Source organism: Lysinibacillus sp. FSL M8-0134 (assembly GCF_038069745.1).
In the GTDB taxonomy this organism is placed as follows: Bacteria; Bacillota; Bacilli; order Bacillales_A; family Planococcaceae; genus Lysinibacillus; species Lysinibacillus irui.
The window spans coordinates 2,735,494-2,754,228 of sequence record NZ_JBBPAJ010000001.1 but is presented as its reverse complement, the minus strand read 5'-3'; the positions used below and the strand labels follow the sequence as shown (position 1 = coordinate 2,754,228).

Sequence of the window (18,735 nt, the reverse complement as noted above, 5' to 3'; positions counted from 1 at the left end):
AAGAAGGTGCACAAATTCTTTGCAAACTGCTATGATAAGAGATGTATGAGCGTCAAATACCAACTATATAAAATAAAGCTAAAATGACGCCGACTTGAAAGGAGCTATCGCTATATGAATATGGATTACGATTTATTTATGCAGGAAATTTTAAAAACAGCACGTGCTGAAATTGAGGCAGCTGGTTACGAACAACTTAAAACACCAGAAGCTGTTGAAGAGGCGTTTGCTCGCCCAGGTACTACATTAGTTATGGTTAACTCAGTATGTGGTTGTGCGGGTGGTATTGCTCGTCCAGCAGCTGCACAATGCGTACATTACGATAAACGCCCAGATCATTTAGTAACAGTATTTGCAGGGCAAGATAAAGAAGCTACTGCAGCAGCACGTTATCATTTCGGGGAAGATCACTTACCTTCTTCACCATCATTCGTGCTTTTAAAGGATGGACAAGTAGTAGCCGAAGTTGGTCGCTATGAAATCGAAGGGCATGACCCAATGTCAGTTGTAACAAATTTACAAGCTAACTTTGAAGAATACTGTGACGAACTGTAATTCTATACTTGTATAAGAAAAATCATTAAATGTAAGTAGAATAGCCACATAGATAACTTTATCTATGTAGGCTACCTACTTATCTCCATATATAGTGAGTTCCGTTATTATTAAAATTTTTGTAATATTGGCTAAATGATTAGCTATATGAGTGAAGAGTACTAAAGGATGGGAGGCAGTCGGCCTGAAGAAGTTTTCAATCGGCTATCGAACGTTAAAAACAGCAATCGGTGCAGCAATTGCAATTGCCATTGCTCAATATTTTGATTTAGCCTCGTATGCATCTGCTGGTATTCTAACCATATTATGTGTGCAGCCTACGAAAAAGAAATCCATTTATGCAGCATATACACGATTGGTCTCAAGTATTATTGCGATGATTTTTGCTTTTGTGAGCTTTGAGCTTTTTGCTTATCATCCACTTACATTAGCGGGTATGTTAATACTGTTTATACCAACCATCGTGTCGTTAAAAGTTGCAGACGGATTTATTTCCAGTGTCGTCATTATTATGCATATATACGCTGCTGAAGGTTTTTCGCTGGCACTTGTTTATAATGAATTAGCATTAATGGCTATCGGCTATGGAACGGGAATTGCCATTAATATGTATATGCCAGACATTCAAAAGGAATTAAATTACTATAGAGTTAAAATTGAGGATCTTTATAGTAAGATTTTTATAGAAATTGCAAGCTATTTACGACAAGGAGATATGCTGTGGGATGGGCATGAAATCATAGAAGCGATAAAAACATTAGATGATGCCAAGTCTTTAGCATTTAAAGATGTTGAAAATCATTTTATGAGACGAAAAAATGATTACTACAAGTATTTTGATATGCGTGAGCGGCAGTTAGAAATTATTGAAAGAGTACTTCCAAAAATTACAACATTACCTGTTATAGTACAAGAGGCTGAAATTGTGGCAGATTTTTTACAAGACCTTGGTGAGCATGTTCACTCTGGAAATACAGCGCGACATTATCGAGAAAAGTTAGAGCAGGTTAAACATGATTTTTCACAGTTACCTTTACCACAAAATCATGAGCAATTTATCGCCCAGGCAGCCCTCTATCAGTTTATAGAGGAAATGGACAGGTATTTAGAAATAAAGCAATCATTTAAGGGTTTAAAGGTCAAAAAAGAGCGCCCACAGTAGTGTGGACGCTTGTGCCTTGCCTTAAACTAGCATAGATAATCCGAATGCTAGAGATGAGATTAGCATAATCGCTATCATGCTATAAACAACAATTTTTTGAAACTTTTTATTACTCATATGCTCGTTCGCTCCTTCTTTTCTTATAAATAGTTTAGCAAATCTGAAAAATTTCTCAAGTAGTAGAGTTTTGACAAAAAAGTCTGTAAAATAGAGTATGTACCATAACAGAAGGAGATGTCACCATGGAGAAAGTAGACCATATTGGGATTGCGGTGCGCGATCTTGATGAACGCATTACATATTATACAGAAACTTTAGGTTTAAAGTTGTTGAAAGTAGAAGAAGTAGAATCTCAACAGGTTCGTGTGGCATTTATCGACGCAGGCAACGTAAAAATAGAGCTATTAGAACCAATGAGTGAAAAGAGCGCCATTCATGGATTTATTGAGAAACGTGGAGAAGGCATTCATCATGTGGCCTTTGGAGTGACAGGAATTCGTGAGCGTATGGCAGAGCTTCGGGAGAAAGGTGTACGTCTATTATCCGACGAGCCAGGGCCAGGTGCTGGTGGTGCAGAGGTTGCGTTCATGCATCCGAAATCTTCATTCGGTGTGTTATATGAATTATGTGATAAAAGTGGAAAAGGGGATAAGTGATCAATATGGATATGTTCGACAAAATCAATGATTTATATGATCGTAAGACGGTAATTGAACTTGGTGGTGGCTATGAGCGCATCGACAAACAGCACGAAAAAGGAAAATTAACAGCTCGTGAACGTATTGAATTATTGCTAGATGATGGCACATTTTTTGAAATCAATCCATTTATTACGCATCGTACAGTAGATTTCGGGATGGACAAAATGGAAGGTCCTGGTGATGGTGTTGTAACCGGTTTCGGAAAAATCAATGGCCGTCCTGTATACTTATTCTCTCAAGATTTCACAGTGTTTGGTGGAGCTCTTGGTGAAATGCATGCGAAAAAAATGGCGACGGTAATGGACCTAGCTGCGAAAAATGGTACACCATTTATCGGCATCAATGATTCAGGTGGCGCACGTATCCAAGAGGGTGTTCTTTCTCTTGATGGTTATGGTCACATTTTCTACCGTAATGCGATTTATTCAGGGGTGATTCCGCAAATCTCTGTTATTATGGGACCATGTGCTGGTGGAGCGGTATATTCTCCGGCTATTACTGACTTTATCCTAATGGTTGATAAAACATCTCAAATGTTCATTACAGGACCTAAAGTAATCGAAACCGTAACGGGTGAGAAAATCTCCGCTGAAGATTTAGGTGGTTCAAAAGTCAATAATGCAGTAAGTGGAAACGCTCATTTCCGCGCACCATCTGAAGAAGAAGCAATTGATCAAATTAAGAAACTATTAAGCTATTTACCACAAAATAATAAAGAAAAGGCACCTCGTCAAGCACGTCCTGAAGGGGATGACTACCGTCCAGAAATCGTGGATACAGTGCCAATTGAAACAACGCGACCATATGATGTACGTAGAGTTGTAGAACAAGTAGTGGATGAAGATTCGTTCATGGAGGTTCACGCAGAGTTTGCAAAAAACGTAGTTGTTGGTTTTGCACGTATTGCTGGTGAATCAGTTGGACTTGTTTGTAACCAACCAAAAGTACTTGCAGGTGGATTAGATATTGATTCTTCTGATAAAGCGGCTCGTTTCATTCGCACGTGTGATGCTTACAATATTCCAATCATCACATTTGAAGACGTATCTGGCTTCTTCCCAGGTGTTAAACAAGAGCATGGCGGTATTATTCGTCATGGTGCGAAAATCCTTTATGCTTATTCAGAAGCGACAGTACCAAAAATTACAGTTATTTTACGTAAAGCTTATGGAGGCGCTTACGTTGCCTTAAACTCTAAATCTATTGGTGCAGACCTGGTATTTGCTTGGCCAAATGCTGAAATTGCTGTTATGGGTGCAGCAGGTGCCGCGAACATTATTTTTGCACGTGAAATAGCGAAATCGGATGACCCAGAAGCGACACGTGCTGCCAAAATTGAAGAATATAAAGAAAAATTTGCAAACCCTTATGTTGCAGCTTCACGTGGAATGGTAGACGATGTTATCGATCCTCGAGATACTCGTATTAAGCTAATTCAAGGACTAGATATGCTAGCAAACAAACACGAAACTCGTCCAGAGAAAAAACACGGTAACATTCCACTATAAAAAAACAAGCCTAGTAGCGTGATAGTTACTAGGTTTTTCTTTTTTTAAATGAAACATTTTTCCTTGTCATCCGTACTGATAGATAAGAGGAGTTGAGATGAATGGAATGGCAGCAATTACAAACAGAGCAAGAAAAGATTCATGCACAACTAAGAAAAGCATCCAGATTAAAGGAGCAAAGTCAGTTACTGAATAGCCAAATTGAACTTACACAACAGGAAATAGACCAACATACAGCAGCACTCAATCAAATTCGATCCAAACTGGATAAATTAGATAGTTTCTCGTTTATGAATATGATTCGTACGTGGACTGGACAACAAGATGAGCTTCGTGCAGAAAAAATTGATAAAGCAGCGGTACTTGAATTAAAGATGAATGAAGCAAAAAAAATGCAAGTTGACTTAACTGAAGATAACATTCAAGTAAAGCATAAACTAACGCAAATAGATGAAGTGGCCTTACAACAAGCACTGAAACAGGTACTTTCAAAAAAGAACAAGTACTTACAGCTTCATGATCCAGCACAAGCAGCTAGACTAGAGCATTTAGCAAATGAAGAAATGTTAACCAAACAACTGATAACAGAAATCCAAGAAGCTGAGGAAGCAGGAGAAGTAGCCTTAACAAAGCTAGGGCAAGCGGCAGCTTCATTACATTCTGCCAGCGGATACTCCACTTGGGATACTTTTTTTGGCGGTGGACTCATTGCCACTCACTTAAAGCACGATGCACTCGATCAATCGGAGAACTACTTACACAGTGCTCAAATTGCCTTGCAACGTTTTCATAATGAATTATTGGATGTTCATGAGATGTCAACAAAATCACTCCATGTGGAGACAGATGGTTTCGTTAAATTTGCTGACTACTTCTTTGATGATATTTTTTCAGCCTGGTCTGTCCATTCTAAAATTTCAACTGCAAGGGAACAGGTATCACGTGTGCAAGATGATGTACATAATACAATTTGGCGCTTACGGGATAAACATAACAAAGCAGTGAGCTATCTACAAACGATAATAGAAGAAAAAGAGGCTATTTTAAATGTCTAAGGAAAGTCTGAGGATTTTTTTCTCGGACTTTTTGTCTGTCGGATTGTTCAAGTGATTTCAACTCTTCTGACGTTGTGCTAAAATAATACGTATACTATAACGTGGAAGAACACGTAAACTAAGGGAGTTTTACAACATGACAAGTCGTTTAGTAGAAGAGTTTTTTGAGCTCGTTCAAATTGATTCAGAAACAAAGTATGAACAAGTAATTGCACCAATTCTTGTAGATAAATTAACTGCACTTGGATTTACAGTCATCCAAGATGATGCACATACGCGTAATGGACATGGAGCAGGCAATATTATCGCCACTTTAAAAGGTACTCTAGATGTGGAGCCAATCTATTTTACTTCTCATATGGATACAGTTGTTCCAGGGAAAGGCATTCAACCATCCCTGCGTGAAGATGGTTATATCGTATCCGATGGTACGACAATTTTAGGTGCTGATGATAAGGCAGGCCTAGCAGCACTCTTTGAGATGGTCAAGCGATTAAAAGAGCAAGATATAGAGCACGGAGATATAGAATTCATTATTACCGCTGGTGAAGAGAGCGGTCTTGCTGGTGCTAAAGAGTTAGATCCATCTAACATTAAAGCAAAGTATGGCTTTGCGGTGGATAGTGATGGCAAAGTAGGTGGGATCGTAACAGCCGCACCATTCCAAGCGAAAATTTTTGCAAAGATTATTGGCAAAACGGCACATGCTGGGGTTGCTCCTGAAAAAGGTATTTCCGCTATTACAGTAGCATCTAAGTGTATTGCTCAAATGAAGCTTGGGCGTTTAGATGAGGAAACGACAGCTAATATTGGACGCTTCGAAGGTGGCCAAGCAACGAATATCGTATGTGATGAAGTGACGATTCTAGCTGAAGCACGTTCCATTGATCAAGCTAAATTAGATGCCCAAACAAAGCATATGCAGGAAACATTTGAACAGGTTTCCGCTTCATTAGGCGCACGTGCAGAAGTGGAAGTGAAGCTTATGTATCCTGGATTCCGTGTAACAGAAACAGATAAAGTTGTGCAGGTTGCTATGGAAGCTGTTCGCAATATTGACCGTACACCAACATTAGGTATTTCTGGTGGAGGATCGGATGCGAATGTGATCGCAGGATTTGGTATTCCTACAGTGAATTTATCTGTCGGATACGAGGATATTCATACAACAAATGAAAAAATACCAGTCGAAGAATTAGAAAAATTAGCAGATTTACTCGTTGAAATCGTCAAGGAATCTGCAAAAAAATAACAGTCGAATAGAAGGATGTGAACGCATGGAAAGTGTCAAAGCAGTCGTTTTTGCTTGTGGGACAGAGGAATATGCGGTACCTGTAGAGCAAGCGATATCAATTGAAAAATTAGAGCATGTAACACCTATTCCTCATTTACCGAACTATCTTCTAGGCTTTACAAGAATTCGAGGTGAGCTTGTACCCGTTCTCGATTTTGAACGAATACTATACAACCGCTCCTCCAATACAGCAACTGCTCGTATTATTGTGATGAATACGGACGTTGTCAATTATGGATTACTTGTTACAGAGGCTCGTGAAATTCTTGATTTTGATGATTCCATACTGCAACAATTGGGTCTTGTCAATTATAGTAAAACGCGCTACTTTACAGCTGTAGCTAATCTAGAAAATCGTATGATAACATATGTTGATCCAAAAATACTGGTTAATTCATTAGAGGGCATTCGGGAAATTATCGATTATTTACACAAAATGCTTGAAAATGAAAAGGAAAACGTAGAGGCTTAAGTACTCTACGTTTTTTTATATTTGACTAGTAAATTTAACCTGTATTTTATCGTTTTTACCTGATCATACATGTGACAATTATGCATTATACCTACAGACAAACCGTTGCTAACCGCGTATGATAATGAGTAAGAAAAAACTGAAAAAGGCAAACTTCACCGAAAGGGAAGGACGCAAAGCCATGAGTCTAAACACTATTTTTTCAGTGCATGATTGTCAGGTTGCCAGGTTCTGTTCTAGGAGCCGTGGCGAGTAGAATGGAGTTAGTTTGTATGAAGAGACAATTAAAAATGTGGACAGCACTAATCGTCATCATGATTAGTTCATTAGCTTTATCAAGTGGAAAGGTTGATGCAATGGCTACACAGGAAAAGGCTACGTGGCTGTGGGATACATCCCTCATCATGGATGACCAAGAAAAAATATTATTATTTTTAGAACATAACGATGTTAAAAAGGTTTATCTGCAAATCGATCAAGGCATAGCGAACGATGACTATAAGCAGTTTATTAGCAACGCTTCTGACAAAGGTATTCGCATTTATGCATTGGATGGTGCTGCAAGCTGGGTTTCAGCTGAGGGTAGTCGAAGCCAAGACGAGTTGTTTAATTGGTTACATACATATAATGAGAATTCAACTGAATCTGAGCAATTTTCTGGGGTTCATCTTGATGTTGAACCTTATTTAAATAGTGGATGGAGCTCACATCAAGCACAAACGATAGGATCCTATCAAACACTAATAATGAAAGCAAGTGAGCAAGCAAATCAGTTACAACTTACTTTAGAAGTAGATATGCCATTTTGGTTTGATGAAGTTCAGTATCATAACGAATTTGGAAAAGGGTTATTAGCTGATTGGGTCATTGACCATGTGGATAGTGTGACGATCATGGCCTATCGCGATGCTGCAAAAGATATTATTTCTATTGTTGAGCATGAAATCGCTTATGCTTCCATGGTGAATAAATCGATTGTAATTGGTGTAGAAACAGGCGCTTCAGAGGAAGGGCAAAATATTACTTTTTATGATAATGGAGAAGCCTATATGAATGAACAGCTTTTACTTGTTCAGCAACATTTTTCAAATAATGATGCTTTTCATGGAGTAGCCATTCATTATGTGGAGAATTGGATGATCATGCGGCCATAAAAAAAGTCCTTCCAGTGTAAAACTGGAAGGACTTTTCTATTGGTATTAGGATAGTCGACCGCTGTAGTCCTCGAATTTAAATTCACGAATGACTTTAATACCTTCTTCATCATTATAAGAAACGATAGAAGGGAGGTTGACGCCGTTAAACATATGGTTTTTCACCATTGAATAATGGGCCATATCTGTGAAGACAAGTCGATCACCTGGTTTTAATGGCTCTTCAAACGAATAATCGCCAATCACATCACCAGCAAGACATGTAAGTCCACCTAAGCGATATGTGTGTGCGAATTCATTCGCTTGACCAGAGCCAATGATCATTGGGCGGTATGGCATTTCAAGTACGTCAGGCATATGACATGTTGCTGACGTATCTAAAATAGCAAGGTCCATCCCATTTTTTTGAATATCAAGTACTGTAGCGACTAAATAGCCTGTATTAAGCGCTACTGCTTCACCTGGCTCTAGGTAAACAAGCAGGTTATACTTTTCTTGAATATAATTAATGATGTGAACAAGTTTCTCTACATCATAATCTTCACGTGTAATATGGTGGCCACCACCAAAGTTTAACCATTTCATTTGGTGTAAAACATCACCAAACTTTTCTTCTACTACTTCAATAATACGCTCTAACGTATCAGAGTTTTGCTCACACATCGCATGGAAGTGCAAGCCATCAATGCCGTCAAGCTGTGATTTATCGAAGTTAGCTAAAGTCGTACCAAGACGGGAATTTGTATAGCAAGGATCGTAAAGCGCAGTTTCAATTTCAGAGTACTCAGGATTTACTCGAATACCACATTCAATTGTTTTACCTGCAGATTTCACTTTATCCTTGTACTGTGCCCATTGGTTAAATGAGTTAAAAACAATGTGATCCACATATCCTAGAAGCTCGTCCATTTCATGCTCAATATATGCAGGAGCATAAACGTGAACTTCCTTGCCCATTTTTTCATAGCCCAGGCGTGCCTCATGTAGTGAGCTGGCTGTAATACCTGCTAAATATTCCCCAACTAAAGGGAATGTTGAATGCATTGAGAAACCTTTAAGGGCTAGTAAAATTCGGCAGCCTGTACGATCTTGAATTGATTTTAAAAGCTCAAGATTTTTTGTTAATAATCGTTCATCCACTACATAGGAAGGGGATGGAACTTTTGAAAAATCAATTGGTTTCATCGGCTTAATTCCTTTGCATCTAAATCAAGGTCAAGTAATTCTGGGTTATGGCTTTCTTGCCATGGTAGACCCCATTTATTTAGTGCATCCATGAATGGATCTGGATCGAACTCTTCCACGTTCCAAACACCCGGTTTACGCCATTGACCATTCATCACAAGCATTGCACCGATCATAGCTGGTACACCAGTTGTGTAAGAAATCGCTTGTGAACCAACCTCGTTATAGCACTCTTCGTGATCACAAACATTGTAAACATAATACGTTTTTTCTTTGCCATCTTTTAGACCGCGAATGATACATCCGATATTTGTTTTACCTTTTGTACGTGGTCCAAGAGAAGCTGGATCTGGTAATACTGCTTTTAGGAAGTGAATTGGTTGAATCATTTGACCTTCAAATTCGATCGGCTCAATTGATGTCATACCTACGTTTTCTAATACTTTTAAGTGTGTTAAGTATTTTTCAGAGAACGTCATCCAGAAGCGGATTTGTTTTAAACCTTTGATATTTTTCGCTAGTGATTCAAGCTCTTCATGGTATAGAAGGTAAATATCTTTTGGCCCGATTTCTGGTAGGTTATAAACTTCTTTTTTCTCAAGTGGTGCAGTTTCTACCCACTCACCATCTTTCCAGTAACGACCATTCGCTGTAATTTCGCGAATGTTAATTTCTGGGTTGAAGTTTGTTGCGAAATGATAACCATGATCTCCCGCATTTGCATCCACGATATCGATATAGTGGATTTCATCAAATTCATGTTTTTGCGCATGAGCTGTGAAAACGCCTGTAACACCTGGATCGAAACCGCTACCAAGTAATGCAGTTAAGCCAGCTTTTTCAAACTTCTCTTTATAAGCCCATTGCCATTTATATTCAAATTTAGCCGTTTCAGGTGGCTCGTAGTTTGCAGTATCCACATAGTGCACACCTGTCGCTAAGCAAGCATCCATAATCGTTAAGTCCTGATAAGGTAGTGCAACGTTAATAACAACATCAGGTCCGAAAGATTTTATAAGCTCAATAACCTCTTCTGTGTTGTCTGCGTCTACCTGTGCAGTATGAATTTTTGTTTTTCCGCCGTCTAGTTTTTCTTTTAGAGCGTCACATTTTGAAACAGTTCTACTTGCGATACAAATTTCCTCAAATACGTCCGAATTTTGAACACACTTGTGTACCACAACACTGGCAACTCCGCCAGCTCCGATAATCAATGCTTTACCCAATTGTCTACCCCCAAGTTCATAAAAGTATTGTCAAACAAGCTGATTATACAGAAATTTGATATAGTACTCAATCATTGTTTTAAAATTTTCTACAAAAAATTTTGTTTTTCTACAACAATTAGTCGTAATCAGAGGGGAATACCTCGAAAAAGAAGCCAATTGTGAATGAAAAGAACTAAACGAATCAGCCTATTTAGTAAAAAAATGAATTGAAATCAACTCATATCAAAATGTTTCTGTTAGGAGAAGCAGTTCGACTAAATCTCTTTAAAAAATAACTGTAACATCAATAAAAGAATGAAATAGGATTCTTAAAGAGCTAATGCTTTCTAACTTTACATAAAAATATCCCTTTTACACTAAAGGTAGAAAGGGAACGTTTTATAGTAGTAATGGCAAGTCAAGTTAGTTTTATGCATATTATTTCAAATAACGGTTTGGTATTTGTTGCTTCTCCTCTCCCCAAACATAAAAGAAGATTACGAGCAATGTACTTAAAAATCCCATCACTAGAGCATACGTACTGAGGGCTACATGCACTTGACTATGCACGGTATAAATGAAGATAGCTCCTATTGTTAACAAATTTCCCATAATAAGCGATATAAAATGAAAACGTTTATTCATAGCAAGCCCTCCTATTTGTTGAAGTACTTTGCTTTCAAAATGAAGAAAGTTTACTTCAATTATCGCACAATTCAGAACTTTTATCCAACACTTTAAACTTCTAAGATAAATTAAAGATGCTTTTTTAATACATCTTTTTATAGTATGATGAGAAATAATAGGAAATATTCATAGATTATGACAAGAAAGGGGAGACGATGAATCGTGAAATTACGCAATTCATTAACTTTTCAACTAGGGACGATTATCGCTGGTATTTTAGTTGTTATGCTAGGGATCACTTCGCTCGCCACATACATAACTGCATACAATAAACTATATGATGCTGCTGGTGTAGAGGCCTATGGCTGTGCCAATATTACGACAGGTTTGATCAATCCAGAACAGATAGATAAGGCCATTAGCGGCGATCAAGCTGCACAGCAGCGTATTGGGAAGGATTTAAACTGGACAACGGGCCATAAAGATATTTTCCAAACACAATATATATTAGCCCTTGATGGTACATTAATAGCCCTTGATGATCAATTAGCTGAGAAAGGCTTTGCACCTGGCGATTCATTTTATGTAGACAAAGAAGCGCTTGAAAATTTGCTTTCACATCAACACCCGACATACTCACAACCATATACCTTTGCTGGGATGGAGCGTTTATCTGGCTATGCGCCTATTTTTAAAGACCACGACTCTAATAAAGAGATTATTGCCATTAGTGTTATCGATTTTGATGCCAATATCGTCAAGGAGCGAACTTGGGATGTCGTACGGAACGGTATATTAATTAGTATTTTCCCAATGCTTATTGCTTCTATCATTACTGGATTTTTAATCCGTCGAAAAGTAAAACCTATTACTGTCCTTATTCAGCAGGCAAAAGAAATTGCAAATGGTAATTTAGCTGTACCTGAAACTAAGATTAACAGTAAGGATGAAGTGGAGGATTTAGCGAATACATTAAATCGAATGACGGCTAATTTACAAAATATGATTATGACAATGCGTTCCACTTCCAATACTCTAACTAATAATGCAGATGAAACCGCTTCCACTTTGATGAATATGACTAATACAATTCAAGGTGTCGCTAATAATATTGAAGAGGTAACAAGTGCTGTGACTGCAGGGATGCATCATGCGGAAAATGCCACAGATGTTCTTACATCTTTAGCAGAAGATCTTCAAATGATTCAAAACAATGCCAATAAAAGTGCAGAGAATGCTCGACAAACAATGAATTTAGCAACAGAGGGTGAGCGATTAGCAAAGGATATAAGCAATGATATGGCATTAATTCATAGCGGATCAGGTGAAGTACGTCAGACAGTAGAAAACTTAGTTAGCTCTGCCACCAAAATCCAGACTATTACAACGTCTATCGCTACTATTGCCTCACAAACGAATTTGCTCGCCTTAAATGCTTCAATTGAAGCTGCTAGAGCAGGGGATCATGGGAAGGGCTTTGCCATTGTAGCAGAGGAAGTACGTAAGCTTGCTGAGCAATCCAATCAGGAGGTTTTACAAGTAGAGCAACTTATTGGGGATATTATGCAACATGTACAGCAAGTCATGACATCAACGAATAATAATACGCAATATATCCAAAAAGGAACAGAGACGGTGCGTTTAACAGCACAAGCTTTAGGAAATATTTCAACAGCAGTGGCTACTACAGTTGATGAAATGATTGCTATATCGAATGCCATGACCGCTGAAAATCAAAAATCAGCTCATATTGTTCAAATGATTCAACGATTAACAGAATCGATTCGAGATATTGAGGAAACGATGAATATGATTACGCTCGCAGCACAGCAAACAACTACAAGTATTGATGAGGTTTCACAAGGGTCTAATGAAACAAATCAAATGGCTCATACACTAGAGCAACATGTTAAAGCATTTAAATTAAAAGAATTGTAGAAAGATTAGGACAGGTTATCTTTTTCTTACACTATGAAGATGGTACACTAACTATAAGATTTTTCTTTAGGTGAAGGCGAGGATATGAATAGTGGTTAATCGAATGGATGAGCAAGTTCAACAAATCAATGACTTATTTGTAAGTGGACAAGTAAAAGAGAGTTATCAACTAGCTAAAGATATACTTGCCAATGAAACCATTAAAGATGGGGAGGCTAAACAGCTCATTTTGCAACATGTTGCATTGCTTGAGGCAAATGGTTATGCCAATATACCGGCAACTACTGATGAGAAGGTGAAGCAAAGTGTAGAACGAACAGATGGCTCCTATCCAGAACAAGATGTTCTTGCTGCTTATATAGGTAGTCAAGATAGTGAACAGTTTGGAAAAGTAGTCGATGAATTATTAGCAGGGACCATTGAAGCACAGGCGAATGCTTATTATACAATGGCTGAATATTATGTCCTTGCTAAAGAACATGATAAGGCAACCGTACAATATGCTGAGGCCATCAAGCTACAGCCAAATAAAGCGCTATACTGGGGGGCTTTTGCACAGTTTTTAAATCGACATGAGGGAAGCCCCTATCTGGCGCTGCGCTTAATTGAGGAAGCTATTCTATTAGATGGTATGAATCCTCGTTGGCACTATATTCAAGGGAATATTTTTTTACAACTTATAGCCGCAACTAAAAATTTAAGCTATTTACCGGCCTTAGAAGAAGCATGGGAAAAAGCCAAAAAACGTTGCACAGCCAAGCAAGTTACATTGAAAATGGACCTAGCAAAATCAAACGATGTACTGGCTCAATGGAAAAAGCAGATGCTATAAATCTAGAAATATATTTAATATTTATAATTATTTCCTTTAAAGTATATTTATGCTACCATGAATGTATAAACGGACGTATGAAGCTTATCGATGACATGAAAGAAGTGTTTTTTTGAGTTTATATGTAGCGTATGTATTAGTAGGACTTGCCATTGCCATGCCTGTAGGAGCAATTACGGTAGAAATGACAAAGCAAGGACTCAAAAATGGTTTTATACACGGCTGGGCTGTGGGACTTGGTGGCATGACCATTGATATAGTATTAGTTTTTGCCTTGTATATGGGACTAGCTTCTATATTGGCTATGCCGATGGTACAACTACCCATGTGGATTATAGGGGCAGGATTTTTATTTTTGTTAGGGTATGATTCGATCAAGAATGCCGACCATGATATTACGTTGGTAGGAGAAAAAGTCACCAAATCGTTTTTTGCCTCTTATTTTAATGGCCTACTAGTAGCAATTTCACCTGGTAATCTCGTTTTTTGGGTTAATGTATTTGGAGTGGTTTTAGCGAAATCCTATGGACAAGGAGAGCAGACAAGCTTTTTAATCATTGCTGCTGGTGTTCTTAGTGGAATTTTACTCCACGATATCGGTTTACTAACGATTGTCTCGGTGACACGTAAAGCAATGAATCGTAAAATGATTAAAACATTTACCATTGTAGCAGGATTCTTGTTAATTGGCTTTGCTGGTTATTTTATATATGAATTTATACAAGCAATTAAGATTTATATATGAAAAGTGCGATCTAAAAAGATCGCACTTTTTTTATTGCGCAACAACCTCTGTACGCTCATCCATACACATGACTATTTCTTCTGCTACTTGCTGCGCTAACGAAAGTTCAGACGTAAAACCAACACAGGAACAATTCATTTCCCCTAAAATATAGCAATCTTCTCCCGCTTCATTTGTATCTAACATAAAATCAGCAGTCCAAATCAGCGGTAAATCATGATTCCCTAATAAGCTTGTCATGTGAGGGAGCTGTGCTAAAAAGTTTTCTACAAGCTCTGGCCATTCTTCGGGCTGATCATAACGATAGTGAGCACCTGAAAAGAGCGTTGCACTAAAGGCATCCTTCGTTTCAGCAGGTTTCTTATGTACGACATGAACAGGGTGATCTCGTAACATCAATAAACGGATTTCCCCCTCTGTAATACGTGGAAGAAATCGCATATCAATTAACATACCATTGGCACCAGTAATATACTGCTCACAAAACGTCATAAAGTCGCCAAGTTGCCAATATTCAACATGGTTATCTTTTGCTTCTGTACATTTAATTTGAGCATCAAGTGGCACTGCAGTAACGCCCTCGGCCAGTGGGTCCACCAAGTTTACTCGCCAAATGCCTTCACCAGTTGAACCACGGTTTTGCTTTAGAACACGTTCAGTCACGGCTAAGGATATAGGGAATTGTGTTTTGAATGCTTCGATTGTGTAGTAGGCAAATGTATCATCAGGTACTAAATTAGTCGTGGTAAGCTTTGATAACACATCTTTAGAACCGTAGCTAATCATGGCATCTGGATGTGGCATTCCTATAATTCCCGCTTGGCATAGCTCCCGCAACATTTCAAAATACTCTTCTTCATGCTGCAAGTTGCCTGGATTAATGCGGGATACATAGGCTACACCATGCTCTTTTACATACTCAAAAATTGCCTGTTTTTTAGTGACATCAAAGAAAAGAACCTCAGCATCTTGCCCTCGTTGCTTTAATGCATCCACCATGGGCATTGTATCTGGGCGATAGCCGTCTGGTCCTTTATCTGTGCCACCCTCAACCTCGAAAATAATAACTTTTTTATCCATAATAGTACCTCCCTTTGTCTGTTATTATGTTCAGTATAGTTGACAAAAAGGGAGAAAAGATATATGAAATATGTAAAATTTATGTATAAATTCATATTTTGCTATATCTATAATAGGAAGTATTAACTATTACTATTTTGAATTATCTGATTTTAAGATGTTTCGGGCTGTTTCTTTTGAAAAACTGTGAGGTATAAAATCATCAAGAGAATTAATAATGTCCCCAAAAACTGATAGCCTCCAAATGAAATTTTTAGCCACCATACACTCGTGACGACAGCAGTTAATGGTTCTAGGCTTCCTAGTAAGCTAGATTCTTTTGGCGATAAATACTGCAAACTAGCAATATAAAACCAAAACGCAAGCATCGTGCCAAACACAATAATAAAAAGGAAATAAATAACGGTAGAAAAGGTCCAAGTTGACATATCAATAGCCCAAGGATGATGGAAAAAACTCATTACTAAACCACCTATGATCATAGACCAGCCAACAACTAATAAAGAGTGAAACTGTTGCAGAAGCGGCACGGCATATAGCGTGTAAAATGCAACTGAAAGTCCTGATAATACACCCCACAACACAGCTAGAAATGGAACTGATAAAGTCGACAAGGAACCGTTTGTTAAGAGCAAAAATGTTCCCACAAGAGTGAGTGTGACTGCAACGCCATCTTGTTTTGTTAATGGACTTTGCTTCGTTAAAAAGTAATAAGCCATGATAAACAGAGGTGCTAAATATTGTAGTAATGTTGCCACTGCTGAATTACCAATAGCGATGGACATCATATAGGTATACTGGACAGCAAGCATCCCAAGTAAACTAAATAAAATTTGTCTATATGCATTTTGCTTTGTCCGCCACACAACAAATATGGAGGCATGACGATGGGTAATTTTATAAACAGCAAGTAGTAGTATTCCAGCCAAAAGCAACCGACTAGAAACAAGCCAGCCTACCTCTATATTGTCCTGTTGAAACAGTCTCTGCGCTACGGTTCCTCCAATTCCCCAAAAACTTGCTCCTAGAATGACAAGTAATAAACCATATGTACGATTTTTCTTGATGGTTTGACCCATATCCTAACATCTCCTAAACTATCATGATAAAGTGATTATAATGGAATTAAATATGAAAAAATAGCGGTTTAATACTGTGAAAATATCAATATATTGAGGGATGTGAAAATTGTTGCCACACTTAAACATTTCGAAGGATTTACAAGAACTAACATTACATGGCACAAAGGAATTTCCAGTTGCCTTATATGAAACGGTCATGCGATTAGGAAGCATGGATTTCCTACCACTTCATTGGCATAAAGAAATTCAATTTGTTTATATAAAAAGTGGACGTGTCCAATATCGAGTAGGAACAGATGTATTTATATTGGAGGAGGGGGAGGGACTTTTTATCAATGTATCGGGATTACATGAAGCCAAACCATATCAAATTGAGCAAGCTTTGATTTATTGTGTAAATGTGGATGCAAAGTTGATGGGGGGACATGAAGGCAGCATCTTTCACTCTAAATATGTGCAGCCCTATATAACGACTAATCGATTGCCATATGTTAAGTTAACCGGGGAGTTATCAGAAAAAGTAGGGGATATAGCGGATATGATGCGAGAGCAGGCAGCATTCTTTGAGTTTAAGATATGGAGAGAACTCCTCTTCATTTGGGAATCGATGCTAACACAATCCATGCTAACAAAAGAAATCGTGGATTCTAGTATTATCGTACAGCATGAACGAGCAAAAGCTATGCTGGATTTTATTCACGCACATTATCACGAGAAAATAGCATTAGAAGATTTAGCTAGTCATGTTTACTTAAGTCGTGCCGAATGTAGCCGCTTCTTTAAAAAAATAGTGGGGATGACACCATTTAGCTATTTATTACAATACAGACTTCGCAAAAGCATAGAGCTATTACAGAATGATGAGCAATCCGTTACTGCCGTTGCGATTAATACTGGATTTAGTACAGTCAGTTACTATATTGAGAAATTTAAACAATATACAGGCTACTCGCCACATGTTTATCGCAGAAAGTTTCTAAGTGTGAAAAATAATTGAACTAAAATGGAAAGACGATAAACTTTTTTACTTAAAATATATACAAGATTAACCAATTGAAATAAAGTTTAATTAACAGTAGAAAGGGGGCTTAAGGAAAATGATCGTTTTAAAAAGAAAGCAAAATATATGGCTAGCCTTGTTACTATTAGTGCTAGCTAGCAATTTTATGCTCTATCATAGTGGATTAGGTTCGTCCATTTTACCCCTCAAAACGAACGGTGTAGTGATGGGTTCATTGTTTGACTTTGTTGTGGTCATGCCTGTGTTATATATGCTTTATAAAGGGAAATTCTCCTTAAAGCAGGCTATATTATTGGCCGCTTTTGGCTGTATTGCCGCACGCTTTATCATTCCCATGGAGCATCTTCAGCCATTTGTGGCCGTAACGTGGGCTGGTTTTGCGGTCGAAGGAACGGTTATTCTATTGGAAATTGTCCTTGTAGCAACCCTTGTACGATACTTGCCATCTATTTTAAAGGATGTTCGTGAAAGTTCCTTACCTGATCTCTTTTCATTTTCAAAGGCCTTAGAAAAGCATGCACCAAAGCATCCGGTTATTCAAATGATTTGTGCAGATTTACTAGTGCTTTATTATAGTTTTGCAAGCTGGAGAAGGAAAGAACCTCAAGGCTTAACTTTGCATAAACAGTCAAGCTATATTGCTTTTCAGCTTATGATTATTCATGGTATTGCCATCGAGACAATTGGTATTCACTGGTGGCTACATGAAAAATCCATGATCCTTTCGATTGTACTGCTTATTTTTAATTTGTATTCAGTTATTTTTTTTATAGCGGATATGCAGGCCATTCGTTTAAACCCCGTATACGTCACTGAGGATACTTTATATTTATCTCTTGGTTTAATGAAACGAACAGAAGTCCGCTTTGCTCATATTGCAGAAATGGTTGAAGACAAAGGGCAACTAGAAGGAAAATTATCAAAGGATACGATAGATTTTATTGCCCGTGATTTTGGAGAAGCCTATCCACAATTTATTTTAAAAATGAAAGAACCGGTAGAAGTGACATTTATGTTAGGAATAAAAAAACACTATAACCAAGTAGCGATTAAAGCAGATCAAGTACAGGAATTTAGACAAATGCTAGAAAAAGGAATGTCCAAACACTTCTAGCG

General features: G+C 37.9%; 19 protein-coding genes and 1 riboswitch. Of the genes, 13 read left to right on the top strand and 6 right to left on the bottom strand.

Annotated elements, in window-relative coordinates; genetic code table 11:
* The first annotated feature begins 114 nt into the window (after positions 1-114).
* Positions 115-555, top strand: coding sequence for a BrxA/BrxB family bacilliredoxin (locus MKY49_RS14095; RefSeq protein ID WP_274793604.1), 441 nt, complete (start codon positions 115-117; stop codon positions 553-555).
* Positions 556-706: 151 nt separating this feature from the next.
* Positions 707-1,717 (top strand): aromatic acid exporter family protein, encoded by a 1,011-nt coding sequence (locus MKY49_RS14090; protein ID WP_341386532.1) that lies wholly within the window; start codon positions 707-709, stop codon positions 1,715-1,717.
* A gap of 21 nt (positions 1,718-1,738) precedes the next feature.
* Here the strand turns inward: MKY49_RS14090 and prli42 are convergent, their stop codons facing one another.
* Entirely contained in the window at positions 1,739-1,834 is a 96-nt protein-coding gene (prli42, locus tag MKY49_RS14085) for a stressosome-associated protein Prli42 (RefSeq protein ID WP_155273190.1), read from the bottom strand.
* A 125-nt stretch (positions 1,835-1,959) separates the two neighbouring features.
* On the opposite strand from prli42, the gene mce reads away from it, so the two are divergent.
* The 6 genes from mce to MKY49_RS14055 all read left to right on the top strand — a co-directional run bounded on the left by mce (position 1,960) and on the right by MKY49_RS14055 (position 7,901).
* Positions 1,960-2,373, top strand: a complete 414-nt coding sequence (gene mce, locus MKY49_RS14080; RefSeq protein ID WP_107949440.1) for a methylmalonyl-CoA epimerase — start codon at positions 1,960-1,962, stop codon at positions 2,371-2,373.
* A gap of 5 nt (positions 2,374-2,378) precedes the next feature.
* Positions 2,379-3,926, top strand: coding sequence for an acyl-CoA carboxylase subunit beta (locus MKY49_RS14075; RefSeq protein ID WP_274793602.1), 1,548 nt, complete (start codon positions 2,379-2,381; stop codon positions 3,924-3,926).
* Positions 3,927-4,027: 101 nt separating this feature from the next.
* Complete coding sequence (locus MKY49_RS14070) at positions 4,028-4,981, top strand: hypothetical protein (protein WP_274793601.1); 954 nt, start codon at positions 4,028-4,030, stop codon at positions 4,979-4,981.
* Between the two features lie 136 nt (positions 4,982-5,117).
* The gene (locus MKY49_RS14065; RefSeq protein ID WP_341386530.1) at positions 5,118-6,233 is read left to right on the top strand and encodes a M20/M25/M40 family metallo-hydrolase; all 1,116 of its coding nucleotides are present in this window, start codon (positions 5,118-5,120) and stop codon (positions 6,231-6,233) included.
* Between the two features lie 25 nt (positions 6,234-6,258).
* The gene (locus MKY49_RS14060) at positions 6,259-6,747 is read left to right on the top strand and encodes a chemotaxis protein CheW (protein ID WP_274793599.1); all 489 of its coding nucleotides are present in this window, start codon (positions 6,259-6,261) and stop codon (positions 6,745-6,747) included.
* A 137-nt stretch (positions 6,748-6,884) separates the two neighbouring features.
* A riboswitch (cyclic di-GMP riboswitch) is annotated at positions 6,885-6,976 on the top strand.
* A 43-nt stretch (positions 6,977-7,019) separates the two neighbouring features.
* Positions 7,020-7,901: an amidase gene (locus MKY49_RS14055; RefSeq protein ID WP_341386528.1), complete on the top strand. Its 882-nt coding sequence runs from the start codon at positions 7,020-7,022 to the stop codon at positions 7,899-7,901.
* A gap of 45 nt (positions 7,902-7,946) precedes the next feature.
* Here MKY49_RS14055 and nspC read toward each other — a convergent pair whose 3' ends face one another.
* The 3 genes from nspC to MKY49_RS14040 form a co-directional block, all read right to left on the bottom strand.
* Positions 7,947-9,086, bottom strand: coding sequence for a carboxynorspermidine decarboxylase (gene nspC / locus MKY49_RS14050; RefSeq protein WP_274793597.1), 1,140 nt, complete (start codon positions 9,084-9,086; stop codon positions 7,947-7,949).
* Positions 9,083-10,312 (bottom strand): saccharopine dehydrogenase family protein, encoded by a 1,230-nt coding sequence (locus MKY49_RS14045; protein WP_274793596.1) that lies wholly within the window; start codon positions 10,310-10,312, stop codon positions 9,083-9,085. Before MKY49_RS14045 ends, nspC begins: the two co-directional genes overlap by 4 nt.
* Positions 10,313-10,732: 420 nt before the next feature.
* Positions 10,733-10,939 carry a hypothetical protein gene (locus MKY49_RS14040; RefSeq protein WP_312507452.1) on the bottom strand — a complete coding sequence of 69 codons (207 nt, stop codon included), beginning with the start codon at positions 10,937-10,939 and terminating at the stop codon, positions 10,733-10,735.
* Between the two features lie 204 nt (positions 10,940-11,143).
* On the opposite strand from MKY49_RS14040, the gene MKY49_RS14035 reads away from it, so the two are divergent.
* The 3 genes from MKY49_RS14035 to MKY49_RS14025 all read left to right on the top strand — a co-directional run bounded on the left by MKY49_RS14035 (position 11,144) and on the right by MKY49_RS14025 (position 14,436).
* Positions 11,144-12,859: a methyl-accepting chemotaxis protein gene (locus MKY49_RS14035; protein WP_341386527.1), complete on the top strand. Its 1,716-nt coding sequence runs from the start codon at positions 11,144-11,146 to the stop codon at positions 12,857-12,859.
* Positions 12,860-12,950: 91 nt separating this feature from the next.
* On the top strand, positions 12,951-13,691 hold the full coding sequence (locus MKY49_RS14030; RefSeq protein ID WP_341386526.1) for a tetratricopeptide repeat protein: 741 nt from the start codon (positions 12,951-12,953) through the stop codon (positions 13,689-13,691).
* A 112-nt stretch (positions 13,692-13,803) separates the two neighbouring features.
* Positions 13,804-14,436 carry a LysE family transporter gene (locus MKY49_RS14025; protein ID WP_312507455.1) on the top strand — a complete coding sequence of 211 codons (633 nt, stop codon included), beginning with the start codon at positions 13,804-13,806 and terminating at the stop codon, positions 14,434-14,436.
* Between the two features lie 30 nt (positions 14,437-14,466).
* Here the strand turns inward: MKY49_RS14025 and MKY49_RS14020 are convergent, their stop codons facing one another.
* Positions 14,467-15,516 (bottom strand): Cj0069 family protein, encoded by a 1,050-nt coding sequence (locus MKY49_RS14020; protein ID WP_341386524.1) that lies wholly within the window; start codon positions 15,514-15,516, stop codon positions 14,467-14,469.
* A 152-nt stretch (positions 15,517-15,668) separates the two neighbouring features.
* The gene (locus MKY49_RS14015) at positions 15,669-16,595 is read right to left on the bottom strand and encodes an EamA family transporter (protein ID WP_312507457.1); all 927 of its coding nucleotides are present in this window, start codon (positions 16,593-16,595) and stop codon (positions 15,669-15,671) included.
* 112 nt (positions 16,596-16,707) lie between these two features.
* Between MKY49_RS14015 and MKY49_RS14010 the strand changes: the two genes are divergently transcribed.
* Together MKY49_RS14010 and MKY49_RS14005 are read left to right on the top strand one after the other, a co-directional pair.
* Positions 16,708-17,595 carry an AraC family transcriptional regulator gene (locus MKY49_RS14010; protein WP_341386523.1) on the top strand — a complete coding sequence of 296 codons (888 nt, stop codon included), beginning with the start codon at positions 16,708-16,710 and terminating at the stop codon, positions 17,593-17,595.
* A gap of 100 nt (positions 17,596-17,695) precedes the next feature.
* Positions 17,696-18,733: a beta-carotene 15,15'-monooxygenase gene (locus MKY49_RS14005; protein ID WP_341386522.1), complete on the top strand. Its 1,038-nt coding sequence runs from the start codon at positions 17,696-17,698 to the stop codon at positions 18,731-18,733.
* Positions 18,734-18,735 lie beyond the last annotated feature (2 nt).